At 49.1% G+C, this 12979-nt stretch carries 12 protein-coding genes; 8 read left to right on the top strand and 4 right to left on the bottom strand.

Annotated features, from left to right (window positions below):
- Positions 1-2: 2 nt before the first annotated feature.
- On the top strand, positions 3-2255 hold the full coding sequence (locus tag ICV32_RS07895) for an arginine/lysine/ornithine decarboxylase (protein WP_215369827.1): 2253 nt from the start codon (positions 3-5) through the stop codon (positions 2253-2255).
- A 13-nt stretch (positions 2256-2268) separates the two neighbouring features.
- Here the strand turns inward: ICV32_RS07895 and argH are convergent, their stop codons facing one another.
- Positions 2269-3696: an argininosuccinate lyase gene (argH, locus tag ICV32_RS07890; protein WP_215369826.1), complete on the bottom strand. Its 1428-nt coding sequence runs from the start codon at positions 3694-3696 to the stop codon at positions 2269-2271.
- Positions 3697-3749: 53 nt separating this feature from the next.
- On the opposite strand from argH, the gene hemC reads away from it, so the two are divergent.
- Entirely contained in the window at positions 3750-4679 is a 930-nt protein-coding gene (hemC, locus tag ICV32_RS07885) for a hydroxymethylbilane synthase (protein WP_215369824.1), read from the top strand.
- Positions 4680-4683: 4 nt separating this feature from the next.
- Positions 4684-5544, top strand: coding sequence for a uroporphyrinogen-III synthase (locus ICV32_RS07880; protein WP_215369823.1), 861 nt, complete (start codon positions 4684-4686; stop codon positions 5542-5544).
- Here ICV32_RS07880 and ICV32_RS07875 read toward each other — a convergent pair.
- Both ICV32_RS07875 and ICV32_RS07870 read right to left on the bottom strand, forming a co-directional pair.
- Positions 5471-6061, bottom strand: a complete 591-nt coding sequence (locus ICV32_RS07875; RefSeq protein WP_215369821.1) for a chorismate lyase — start codon at positions 6059-6061, stop codon at positions 5471-5473. The genes ICV32_RS07880 and ICV32_RS07875 overlap by 74 nt on opposite strands.
- Positions 6062-6073: 12 nt before the next feature.
- Positions 6074-7396 carry a DEAD/DEAH box helicase gene (locus tag ICV32_RS07870; protein ID WP_215369819.1) on the bottom strand — a complete coding sequence of 441 codons (1323 nt, stop codon included), beginning with the start codon at positions 7394-7396 and terminating at the stop codon, positions 6074-6076.
- 192 nt (positions 7397-7588) lie between these two features.
- On the opposite strand from ICV32_RS07870, the gene leuE reads away from it, so the two are divergent.
- Positions 7589-8260, top strand: a complete 672-nt coding sequence (gene leuE, locus ICV32_RS07865) for a leucine efflux protein LeuE (protein ID WP_215369818.1) — start codon at positions 7589-7591, stop codon at positions 8258-8260.
- Positions 8261-8291: 31 nt separating this feature from the next.
- Positions 8292-8828, top strand: a complete 537-nt coding sequence (msrA, locus tag ICV32_RS07860; protein WP_215372666.1) for a peptide-methionine (S)-S-oxide reductase MsrA — start codon at positions 8292-8294, stop codon at positions 8826-8828.
- 10 nt (positions 8829-8838) lie between these two features.
- Here msrA and pdxH read toward each other — a convergent pair whose 3' ends face one another.
- On the bottom strand, positions 8839-9486 hold the full coding sequence (pdxH, locus tag ICV32_RS07855; RefSeq protein ID WP_215369816.1) for a pyridoxamine 5'-phosphate oxidase: 648 nt from the start codon (positions 9484-9486) through the stop codon (positions 8839-8841).
- Positions 9487-9508: 22 nt separating this feature from the next.
- Between pdxH and ICV32_RS07850 the strand changes: the two genes are divergently transcribed.
- The 3 genes from ICV32_RS07850 to ICV32_RS07840 all read left to right on the top strand — a co-directional run bounded on the left by ICV32_RS07850 (position 9509) and on the right by ICV32_RS07840 (position 12815).
- Positions 9509-10297, top strand: a complete 789-nt coding sequence (locus tag ICV32_RS07850) for a ThiF family adenylyltransferase (RefSeq protein WP_215369814.1) — start codon at positions 9509-9511, stop codon at positions 10295-10297.
- A gap of 175 nt (positions 10298-10472) precedes the next feature.
- Entirely contained in the window at positions 10473-10619 is a 147-nt protein-coding gene (locus ICV32_RS07845; RefSeq protein WP_215369812.1) for a hypothetical protein, read from the top strand.
- 162 nt (positions 10620-10781) lie between these two features.
- Complete coding sequence (locus ICV32_RS07840; protein ID WP_215369810.1) at positions 10782-12815, top strand: fused MFS/spermidine synthase; 2034 nt, start codon at positions 10782-10784, stop codon at positions 12813-12815.
- The last annotated feature ends 164 nt before the right edge of the window (positions 12816-12979 follow it).

Here is a 12979-nt window from a genome sequence, read left to right as displayed (position 1 = left end):
TCATGAAATTCCGTTTCCCGATCATCATCATTGATGAAGACTTCCGCTCCGAGAACATTTCCGGTTCCGGTATTCGTGACCTCGCAGTTGCGATTGAGGGAGAGGGGATCGAGGTCATCGGTCTTACTAGCTATGGGGATCTCACTTCGTTTGCGCAGCAAGCCTCACGGGCATCCTGCTTCATTTTGTCGATTGACGATGAAGAGTTTGATGCCGTCATCGACTCTGAGGACAGTGATCTACCCGCGATTGCTAATTTGCGTTCCTTTGTCGTCGAAGTGCGTAAGCGCAATGAGGATATTCCGATCTTTTTGTATGGTGAGACCCGTACCTCGCGCCACATTCCCAACGATATTCTGCGCGAGCTGCATGGCTTCATTCATATGAATGAGGACACTCCGGAGTTTGTGGCCCGCCATATTATTCGTGAGGCTAAAGTGTATTTAGATTCCCTGGCGCCACCGTTTTTTCGGGCGCTTACCCATTACGCCTCTGAGGGCTCCTATTCATGGCATTGCCCAGGGCATTCAGGAGGTGTTGCCTTCTTGAAGAGTCCCGTTGGTCGCATGTTCCATCAATTTTTTGGTGAGAACATGTTGCGTGCTGACGTCTGTAATGCGGTTGAGGAGTTGGGTCAGTTACTGGATCACACCGGACCCGTGGTAGCGAGTGAACGCAATGCAGCACGCATTTTTAACGCGGATCACTTATTTTTTGTTACTAATGGCACGTCGACCTCGAACAAAATTGTTTGGCATTCAACCGTTGCTCCTGGAGATGTTGTTCTGGTGGATCGCAATTGCCATAAGTCCGTGATTCATTCGATCATGATGATGGGCGCAATCCCGGTCTTCTTGATGCCTACACGTAATCACCTTGGCATTATTGGACCGATTCCAAAGGAAGAGTTTGAGTGGGCCAATATCCAGAAAAAAATTGCAGCCAACCCCTTCATTAAAGATAAAAATGTTGTGCCACGGGTCTTAACCATTACCCAAAGCACCTATGATGGAATTGTCTACAACGTTGAGATGATTAAGTCGATGCTCGATGGCAAGGTCGACAGCTTGCATTTTGATGAGGCTTGGTTGCCGCATGCGGCCTTCCATCCCTTCTATCAAGATATGCATGCAATCGGGCAGCATCGCAAGCGTCCACAGAAGAGCCTATTGTTCTCGACCCAGTCCACCCATAAGTTGCTTGCTGGCCTATCGCAAGCCTCCCAAGTTTTGGTGCAGGATGCCCAAGAGCGCAAACTCGATCGGGATTGTTTTAACGAGGCCTACTTAATGCATACCTCGACTAGCCCCCAGTACGCCATTATTGCGTCGTGCGATGTGTCCGCAGCGATGATGGAGTCGCCCGGCGGCACAACCTTAGTTGAAGAGTCGATTGCAGAAGCTCTTGATTTTCGTCGTGCGATGCGTAAGGTCGATGAGGAGTTTGGTTCTGACTGGTGGTTTAAGGTGTGGGGGCCGGATCATTTGGCCGAAGAAGGGATTGGAACGCGTGATGATTGGATTTTGGAGCCCAACGCCTATTGGCATGACTTTGGTCCTTTAGCCAAGAACTTCAATATGCTTGACCCCATTAAAGCAACGGTGGTCACCCCTGGCCTCGATATTGAGGGTAATTTTGGTGAGATTGGTATTCCGGCAAGCATTGTGACCAAATACTTAGCCGAGCATGGTGTGATTGTTGAAAAAACTGGGCTTTATTCCTTCTTCATCATGTTTACGATTGGTATTACCAAAGGGCGTTGGAATACCCTCGTGACCGAGTTGCAACAGTTCAAGGATCACTTTGATAAGAACCAACCCCTGTGGAAGGTGCTACCCGAGTTTGTCGCAAAACATCCCCGTTACGAGCGCGTGGGCTTGCAAGAAATTTCTGCGCAAATCCATTCGTTTTATAAGAGTCGCGATGTGGCTCGCATGACCACCGAGATGTACCTCTCGAACATGGAGCCTGCGATGATGCCAGGCGATGCCTGGAGCAAGATGGCCCATAAAGAAATTGATCGAGTACCGATTGATGAGCTTGAGGGCCGCATTACTGCCATGCTGGTGACGCCATACCCGCCAGGTATCCCCCTGCTCATTCCGGGCGAGCGCTTTAATAAGGCGATTGTGGATTACTTACGCTTTGCCCGCGACTTTAATCAGCAATTTCCGGGCTTTGAAACCGATATCCATGGGCTTGTTAAAAATGCGGATGGCAACAACGGTTACTACGTTGATTGCGTGCGCGCTTAACTTCCCCTCGTTATTACTTCTTTCTCAGACCAGTACGCGCACGTTTGATGGCTGCAAGCACTTGTTTGGGTGCCGTGCCTCCCACATGATTGCGGGCATTGACCGATCCCTTGGGGGTTAGTACCGCAAATACCTCTTGGGTAATTAGCTTGGACTTCGGGCTGAGACCGCAAGCCTTGATGAGTTCAGTCAGACTGAGATCGCTTAAGGCGCAATGTTTATCGACACAGTGTTTGACTGCATGGGCAACCGCCTCATGCGCATCCCGAAAGGGTAAGCCTTGCTTCACTAAATAATCAGCGAGGTCAGTTGCAGTTGCAAAACCCTCCTGCGCTGCGTGTTCCATAGCAGTCCTATGAACCTTGATATGCGGCACCATGTCCGCAAAAATTTGGATCGTTTGACTAACCGTATCAACGGCATCAAAAAGTGGTTCTTTATCCTCTTGGTTATCTTTGTTATAGGCGAGAGGCTGCCCTTTCATCAGGGTTAAAAGGGCAATCAAATCACCATTCACCCGCCCAGTCTTTCCCCGGGCTAATTCTGGGACATCGGGATTTTTCTTTTGCGGCATGATCGAGCTACCGGTGCAAAAACGGTCTGGCAAATCGATAAAACCAAAGCGTGGGCTAAGCCACAGAATCAGTTCTTCAGACAGTCTTGAGATATGCATCATCAGAATTGCAGCGCTTGCGCAAAACTCAATCGCAAAATCACGATCAGAGACAGCATCAAGCGAGTTTTGGCAGACCCCATCAAACCCAAGTGTTTTAGCAACGCGTGCCCGATCAATTGGGTAGCTCGTGCCAGCTAAGGCAGCGGCACCCAAAGGTAATTGATTTACTCGGGCGCGGCAATCGGTCAAGCGCTGAGAATCCCGGGTAAACATTTCGTAGTAGGCCAGCAGATGATGCCCAAATGTAACGGGTTGAGCCACCTGCAAATGGGTATGACCCGGCATGATGGTGCTAGCGTGCTCCTCAGCAAGGCGAAGAACAGCAGTGCGTAGGCGTGTGAGATCCCCCTGGATTAAATCAATCTCACTTCTTAGCCATAAACGGATATCGGTAGCAACTTGATCATTGCGAGAGCGACCGGTATGCAGACGTTTGCCTGCATCCCCAATCAATTTGGTGAGCCTGGCTTCAATATTGAGGTGGACATCTTCAAGGGCTAATTGCCAATCAAAGCGTCCGGCCACAATTTCTTTTTCGATCTGTGCCATGCCCTTTTGGATGGCCATGAAATCTGCCTTCGAAATGATTTTCTGGGCAGCGAGCATCTCGGCGTGGGCAAGGGACCCAGCGATATCAACGAGGGCTAGGCGCTGGTCAAAGGCGAGCGAGGAGGTGTAGTGCTGAACGAGGGTATCAACGGGTTCAGCAAAGCGGCCAGACCATGCTTTGGATTTATTGGCTAAGGAATTTTTGGATGAGCTCATAAACACAGTATATTGTGTGTCGTAACAGTTTATTTTAATTCTGAAGTTGCCCTATGAGCCCAACGCGTTTAGTTATTGCCTCTCGTGAGAGCAGGCTTGCCATGTGGCAAGCCGAGCATGTTCAAGCATGTCTCAAAAATCTTTATCCCAACTGCGAGGTCATCATCTTGGGGATGACCACCAAAGGCGACCAGATCTTAGATCGCGCCCTCTCCAAAGTAGGGGGTAAGGGATTATTTGTGAAGGAGTTAGAAACGGCACTTGAGGATGGTCGTGCTGATCTTGCTGTGCATTCATTAAAAGATGTGCCAATGGTGATGCCAGAAGGATTTGACCTGTCATGCATTATGGTGCGAGAGGATGCGCGCGATGCCTTGGTATCCAATCAATACGCAAGCCTCGCTGAGCTACCAGCCGGAGCGGTTGTTGGTACATCGAGTTTGCGACGTGAAGCCATTATTCGGAGTCAGTACCCGCATTTGCAGGTTGAGCCCTTGCGCGGTAATTTGGATACACGCATGGCTAAGCTTGACCGTGGTGAATACCAAGCCATTATTTTGGCTGCTGCAGGCTTAAAGCGTCTTGGCATGGGTTCTCGCATTAAAGCCTTATTACCCTACGACCCCCATACCCCCGCTGCAGGCCAAGGTGCATTAGGCATTGAAACTTTAAGTGCACGCTCTGATGTGAAAGCTTGGCTTGCACCCTTAAATGATTTGCCAACCGCTTTAGCGGTGACTGCTGAGCGGGCGGTATCGCGTAAATTGGGCGGCTCGTGCGAGGTGCCTTTAGCAGCGCATGCTCAATGGCAAAGCCCTCAGGAGCTCACGATGCGCTCGTATGTCGCAAGTACCGATGGTCGGCAAATTTGTTTGGCTTCCGGTTCGCGAGCAATCAGTAATTATCAAGAGGCCGAAGCATTTGGTTTGGCGATTGCCGATGATTTAATTGCGAAGGGGGCGGCAGCCTTATTGCCGCACTAAATCTGTGAAGGCGTTTGAACCGGCGATTATCGTAACCCGACCAACCGGTCAAGCACGGCGCTTAATTGAATTGATGCAAGCAGCTACGCAGGCAATTTATCCATCAGTGCAGATTATTAGTCTTCCCTTGCTGACGATTGTTCCAAAAAATGATTCGGAGCTTTTAACGAAATTACGTAACGCTCTTCAACAGGCAACACTAATCATTTTTGTTAGCCCCAATGCGATTGAGTGCACCATGCGGGCCATTGACGACAGCAATTCATCCTGGGACCAATTGCTCGCAGCTAAAGCTAGGATTGGGGTAGTTGGGCAGAGTAGTCAGGAGGCCCTCATCCGGCACGGCGTTGATCAAAAGTCCATCCTGGTTCCTGCCCAGGATGAATCTGATTCTGATGGATTATGGAAGGTGCTCCATGCCACTATCCATGACTGGTCAACGGAGTCAGTGTTGATCATCAAAGGCGAAGGGGGTCGCGAGACCTTAATTGAGCGATTGGGCACGGTTGGCGCCACGGTTGAGCTTGTTTCGATTTACTCCCGGATTCCTTTAGACCCTGCAAGCCCGCTGTGGCAGTCGTATGCCGAGACTCAGCCACAGCACACCTTATGGACCTTAACATCCTCTGAGGCAGTTCGTCATCTGGGAGAGCGTTGCAAAGCGCTCAACCGAAGTCCGAAAATAATGATTGAGAATAGCCATGCGCTTTGCAGTCATTCGAACATCGCAAACGCGGCCCGGCAGATTGGATTTACGAATATCTTGGTTTGTGAGCCGCGAGATGAATCGATTAGTCAGTCTGCTGCAGTTTGGCTAACAGAGCAGGTAAAAAGATCTCCATCACTAAGAGAGGATGACCGTTGAGGTGGTAGAGGGTTCGCCTGGCCCAAACGCGTTTGGGGAGATCGGCATAGCGACGCTGACAAACTTTCCACTCAGGATGGTGAGGGTCTAAACGAACGATTTGCCGAATGGGACGAAAGCGTCCCTTAAGAACTTTGGCAAACAGAACCGCACCCAAGGGTTTATGGCCTAATTTCAGAATCGTATGATTGCTTCCGATCGAACTCGTAATCGGTAATACACTGCGCGCCATCACAATTGGTTCACCCTGATCGCACAGCAAGATCTCACGAATTCGTGAACGATTAATGGGGCGACTAAAGAATTTTTTCTCCGATGCCACTAAATCCTGTTTGCAATCGGCAAGAATCTGCAATTCAAGGTGACGATCGTCGGGGTAGAGAAGTGCTTTCTCGAGTTTGCGTGTGAGTGATCCGGTATCACTTAACCATTCTTGTAATGCCAATGGAGCACCCAAGGGTGCCCCATGATCAAGTTGATGCCAAGTGAATGGAGAGCGAGACTTCCGCCACAACATAGCAAGCGCTAGTTAATGCTGACGTGTGCTATTTTGGAATGAGCCGGTACGGGCGCCAAACCGTGGCCCTGAACTTTTGCGAGCTTGTCCACCAAACTTGGGTTTATTCCGCTTAGCGGTACCAGGGCGATGATTGGGTTTATGTGCACTGGGTTTTTGTTGGGGCTCAAGACCAGCAATTTCAGCCGCCGCCATGGGTTGCTGAGTAAATCGCTCAATGGCTCTAATCTTCACACGGTCACGATGCTCGGCCAATGTAATCGCAATGCCATTGCGACCAGCACGACCCGTACGACCGATGCGGTGGGTATAGTCTTCCGGCTTCATGGGTAGGCCAAAATTGATGACATGACTGATGCGAGGCACATCAATTCCGCGCGCAGCGACATCGGTGGCAACCAAAATACGGGTTTGACCTTTGCGCAATGAATCAAGGCGACGATTGCGAACGGCCTGTGGCATCGCGCCATGCAATGCGCTAGCCTGATAGCCATTGGCACGCAAGGTGTCGGCAATCTTTTCGCTTTCCACTTGGGTGCTCGCGAAGACAACTGCTTGATCGAGCTCGGGGTCGGAGAGCAGGTGCTCCAACAAACGATGCTTATGCGCCATGTTGTCGGCCCAATGCAGTTTTTGGGCAATGTTGGCATGCGCTTCACCGGCATGAGCCAGTTCGATGCGCTTTGCATCCTTTGTGAGGTTGGAAGCAAGGCTCATGATGCGCGGTGCGAATGTTGCTGAGAACATCAGTGTTTGGGAACGGCCCTTGCATCGCTCATCGATTGCCTCGAGATCCTCGGCAAAGCCAAGGTCTAACATGCGATCGGCCTCGTCGACGACTAGACACTCAACTTGGTCTAAGCGAATGGCACGGGAATTAAATAAATCCAGCAAACGGCCTGGGGTTGCTACTACTAAGCTTGCACCCTTAATGGCTTGGATTTGCTTGCCATAGGGCATACCGCCCATGATCGTAGCAATCCGCAGACTCTTAATGCCGCGAGCTAGATTAATTGCGTCGGTGGCAACTTGTTGGGCGAGTTCACGCGTTGGGCACAAGACCAAGATCTTGGGCTGAGCACGACCGGGCACAGGACTGCCATGCGGGTTGGCAAGAACGAGTTGGTGAAGAAGAGGTAGCAAAAAGGCGGCGGTTTTACCGCTACCCGTTTGGCTGCTTACCAATAAATCGCCGCCCTCGAGGGTCGCAGGGATAACCTGTGCCTGTACGGGGGTAGCTTGGGTATAGCCAAGCGCCTCAATGTTTTTGAGTAAGGGCGCGGCTAAGTTCAGTGAAGCAAATGAATGATTCGTAATTTCAGCAGAATGTGACATGCAATATCCATCCTCTTACAGGATGGTCTCCGGTTGTGCGCCTGGTTTATATAAAGGCGCGATGGTCTAGGGCATCGACCATCAGACAAGCGGCAGCGGGGTAAAAACCAAAACGCTGAAAAATGTAAATTGCTGGGGACGATGTTTCAAAAAGCTCACTATTATGACACGTTTCCTGTTTATGATCTAGTCATGCTGGATTGGATGAATTTGACTCAGGTAGGCGTTGTGGAGTTGCCGACCTTTATTCTGGGTACTATCGCGATTGTTTTATTGCCGGGCCCAAACTCCCTTTATGTTCTAGCGACCACCTCCCAATTGGGTTGGAGAGCAGGAGCGTGGGCATCATTTGGTATTGTTGTGGGCGATTCGCTCCTGATGGCAGCGATTGTTTTGGGTGCCGCGTCGCTGTTGCAAAACTCACCAACCCTCTTTATTGCATTACGCTGGCTCGGGGCGATTTATTTATTGTGGCTAGCTTGGGGTCTAATGCGAACCGCTTGGTACCGTTTTCAAAAAAGTGTTCCACAGAGTGGCGCCCAAGCAGGCTCGATTCGATTTCTGCAAATGCATCCTTTTGTCGCTGCTCTAGCTTTGTCGCTGACTAACCCCAAAGCCATTTTTTTCTTCATTTCCTTCTTTACTCAGTTTGTGGATCCGCAATTTGCCAACCCGGCGCTCAGTTTTTTATACCTTGCCATCATCTTGCAAGTGATTAGCATCACCTACTTAGGGGCACTGATTTGGGCTGGCGAAACCCTTGCCCATGGATTTGAGCGTCGCCCGCAATTGGCGGCTATGCTGTGGTTTGGAGTCAGCATCTTGTTTATTTATTTTGCATTACGCTTACTCATGGGAAGTTAAGTTCAAACAGCATTGGAGAATCTTCGTGGCAATGATTTCAGAGAAGGCGATATTGGGTGGGGGGTGTTTCTGGTGCCTCGAGGCGGTCTATCAGCGCGTCCAAGGCGTACAACATGTGATCTCCGGATATGCTGGGGGCCATATCGAAAATCCAAGCTATGAAGCGGTCTGCTCAGAGTCAACGGGTCATGCTGAGGTTGTTCAGATTGAATTTGATCCCACCGCCGTCACCTATCGGCAGTTATTGGAAATATTTTTTGTGATCCATGATCCAACCACATTGAACTATCAGGGGAATGACGTTGGAACCCAATACCGTTCGGTCATTTATGCCTTAAGCGAGCAGCAACTACAAAGCGCTAAAGAGCTCGTGAGAGAGCTTGAGGCACAAAGACACTTTTCCGATCCGATCGTCACCGAGGTGATCATGGCCCCAGTTTTTTATCCTGCTGAAGACTATCATCAAAATTACTACCGCAATCACCCATTTCAAGGGTATTGCATGGCTGTGGTTGGACCTAAGGTGAGTAAGTTCAAAAAAACCTTTGCAACCTTGCTCAAGGATTAAGGTATCCGCCCTATGGCGCTAAGCGACTAACACGCCATACCTCTTGAGTCTTGGTAAACAAAATGCGATCGTGCAAGCGCGAGGGGCGGCCCTGCCAAAACTCAATCTTCTCGGGCTTTAGGCGATATCCCCCCCATTGTGCTGGTCGGGGAGGGTTTTCTCCAAATTGTTCTTTAAAGCGAAGTTCTTCCTGTTCTAAAAAAGCACGACTCTCAATTTCTCGACTTTGGGGTGAGGCCCAAGCACCAATTCGAGAGGCTGGAGGACGTTGAAAAAAATAGTCATCACTCTCTGCTGCGGTGAGCTTCGACACAATGCCGTTAATGCGAACCTGACGTTCTAGTTCGTGCCAATGAAAAAGAAGTGCCGCTTGTGGACGGTTTTCAAGCTCTTGCCCTTTTTGACTGGCGTAATTGGTAAAGAAACAAAAATCACCCTGGCTGATTCCTTTTAATAAAACCACCCGTGCCGAGGGAGTACCGCTTGCATCAGCGGTAGCGAGCACCATCGCATTCGGTTCAGGGCACTGCGCCTGACTAGCCTGTAAAAACCAGGTTTCAAATAGAACAACCGGATCTGCTGGCACATCGTTTTCCGATAATTGCCCTGCGGTATAGTTTTTGCGTAGATCGGCTAAGTTTTTACTGATTGTGCTCATGGATTGAGTATAAAGAGAGCCTATGGCAAACGAAAGAACAGTTGACCAAACCACCTGTGAAAGCAACCCGGCTGCAGATCGACGATTTGCTGGAGTCGCCCGTTTATACGGCGAAGATGCATTTGAAGCTTTTGGCCGTGCCACGGTCGTAGTGATCGGTCTTGGCGGAGTTGGGTCATGGGCCGCCGAAGCTTTAGCACGCTCAGCCGTTGGCCATTTGGTTTTGGTGGATTTTGATCACATTGCGCAAAGTAACGTTAATCGTCAGTTGCATGCCGTTGAAGGAAATTTCGGAAAAGCGAAAGTGCTAGCGATGGCTGAGCGTTTACAAGCCATTAACCCAACGATACAACTCACGATTCATGATGCATTCGCCGAGTTAGGAAATCTAGAGCACATCATTCCCCAGGGGGCTTTTGTTCTCGATGCTTGCGATGAGGCGTCTACCAAGGTCGCGCTTGCCAATTTTTGTCAGCGTCACCAGATTCCATTAACCATGTGCGGGGGTGCCGGGGGGAAGTTAGACCCCACCCGAATTCAGATTGCCGACCTGGCTAAGACCATTCAAGACCCCTTACTGGCCAAAATCAGAGCGCAATTGCGAAAAAACCACTTATTTAGTAGGGATTTAAAGAAACCCATGGGAATTCAGGCGGTTTACTCATCCGAAGCCAGGAGGGGCATAGCCAGTGGGGGTTTGGAATGCTCAGGGTATGGTTCCGGGGTTACTGTAACCGCGCCGTTTGGGTTTGCGGCGGCCGCCGCTTGCCTTAAGCAAATCGCCAATTCCTCGGGCCAATCTTTTTGCTAAACTCCTGATTTACTTGAAATTGATGTTCAGGTAATTAGTTTGTCAACGCTTTGTTTTTCGGGAGCGTTAATGAACTAGCTTCGGCTAAAGCCATTCGTAGCTACATTGGTTTTGGTTGAGGTGGCAGTTAGATCCGTAGGAGACTACGTTTATTAATTTTATTTTGGAGTTTTACATGAAAAAGATCGTTGCTATGTTAGTTGCTGGTTTGTTCTCCGCTGGTGTTTTCGCTCAAGCTGCTCCAGCTAAGAAAGACGAGAAGAAAGACGCTGCTAAGCCAGCTGCTGCTGCTCCTGCTGCTAAGCCAGCTGACAAGAAGTAATCCTTTTTGTCTCAAAGAACCCCAGCTTGCTGGGGTTTTTTTGTATCTAATTTTCTGTTTGAAATTACTCCCCAATCCCCATCTTTTTTGATGGCGTCTTATACAAAACTGGTTAAACATCAGCGCGCCATTTAGATTGAAACAATCTCCTATCGCCAAACCATGTTCTACGCCATCGTTATTTTCATTTCCGCGTTCCTAATTTTTCTGGTTCAGCCTTTAATCGCAAAACAAATCTTGCCGTGGTTTGGGGGTTCTGCTGCAGTGTGGGGAACATGTTTACTTTTTTTTCAATCGGCGCTTCTCGCAGGTTATGCCTATGCCGATGTCTTGACTCGTTATCTGTCGATGAAGCGACAGGTCATGGTGCACGGCGTTCTTTTGGTAGCTGCAATTATTACGATGCCGATTATTGCGAGCGATGCGTGGCGCCCCTTTGGTAACGAGGATCCGATTTTAAGAATCCTAGGACTGCTACTAGCAACCATCGGGTTGCCGTATTTTTTACTCGCAAGCACTACCCCGTTAATTGGTGCTTGGTATTGGCGTCGCCACCAAGCCTCAGCCCCTTATCGCCTCTTTGCCCTCTCAAATTTTGCTTCACTCCTGGCTCTGCTCGGATACCCATTTTTGATTGAGCCTTGGCTTGGTAACCGTGAGACCGCTTGGGCATGGTCCGGATTATTTTGTATCTTTGCAGTCTTATGTTTTGCTCTTGGTTTATCAACCGTTAAGAACGCACAAAACGTTGGCGATCAGCAGGTTGGTGGATCCGATTTAAATGCTGCCGCTCATTCCATTCATATTGGCCAATGGTTACGTTGGGTGGCGTTATCGGCGATTGGTTCGGCATTGCTATTGGGAGTTAGTAGTCATTTAACCCAAAACATCTCATCAGCACCATTACTGTGGGTGGTACCCCTTGCGCTTTACTTAATCACCTTCATCATCAGTTTTGATCATCCCCGCTGGTATAAGCGCGCAGTATTTTTGCCGCTAGCGATTGTGCTGGTTCCAGCAATGGCGTGGCTGTCGGATTCCCTCAATCTCAAGATGGTGACACCGGTTTATGCACTCGGTTTATTTGTGGTTTGTATGGTGTGCCACGGTGAACTGGCTCGTCTGAAGCCACATCCTTCCAAGTTAACGACTTTTTATCTATCCATATCGATTGGTGGGGCACTTGGCTCATTGGCCATGGCCGTCATCGCACCCTTGGTCTTTACAGGGTATTTTGAGCTCTATGCCGCTCTCATTGGTGCTGCGGTGATTGCTCTATTTATACCGATTGGTGAAACCTCACGGATGCGTTGGTTGGCTAAGGGGGTTGCTTCCCTCGTTGTCTTAGCCGTTGGGCTGTTGTCATGGCAGGGAATTCGGGACTACACGCTTGATGTGCGATTTATGGAGCGCGATTTTTATGGTGTTGTACGTACCCGCGATAACTCTACCGGAGCGAATTTCCGAAGCTTGATTCATGGCGCGATCGCGCATGGCGGACAGTTGCTTGAAGAAGAGTTGCAAATGACGCCATCGAGCTACTATGGACCAACGAGTGGTTATGGACGGGTCTTCGCAAGTTTGCCCGACACACCAAAGACTGTCGGGGTAATCGGTTTGGGAGCGGGCGCGTTAGCAGTCTATGCCAAGCCTGGTGATCATTGGGTGTTTTATGAAATCTCACCGTCGGTGGTCACTGCGGCTAAAAAAGATTTCACTTTTTTGGAAAAGATGAAAGGAACCCATGAAATCGTGATCGGCGATGGTCGCCTTTCCCTCGATCGCGAGCCATCTCGACAATTTGATGTGTTGGCAATGGATGCCTTCTCAGGGGATTCAATTCCGACCCATTTAATTACCAAAGAGGCGATGGAAATTTATATGAAACACCTCAAGCCCAATGGCGTAATCGTGTTTCAGGCAACCAACCGTTTTGTGGATTTATTACCTGTGGCTAAAAATTTGGCCGATGCCCATGGCTTATCGATTGTTTTGGTAACCGACTCACCCGATTTTGAGACCGGGCCTGAGTATTGGTTGGCCAATACTGACCAAGTCATCATGACGCGAAATCAAAATTTATTGAATCAAGAGAAGATCAAATCCGGCGCAGTGGAAATTCAAAAGCGCACTGGTTTCCCGATGTTTACCGATGACTACATTAATTTATTACGGTTGTTTAAGCGTGGCTCTTAAGAATTCTCTGTTATTTGCCTAGGGCTATCCCTGTAAGAATTTACTGATTCTTCTGTAAGTAATCTTTTTTATTTAAGCAATTCATCTTGATTATTCAGCAGTTTCTACGAGAAGTCTAAGCACTAATTTAGTTCTTGATACTTCTGTAATTTTTAGGTACTGGT

Origin of the sequence: Polynucleobacter sp. MWH-UH24A (genome assembly GCF_018687475.1) — a bacterium.
In the GTDB taxonomy this organism is placed as follows: Bacteria; Pseudomonadota; Gammaproteobacteria; order Burkholderiales; family Burkholderiaceae; genus Polynucleobacter.
This window is presented reverse-complemented; position numbering and strand designations above follow the sequence as displayed.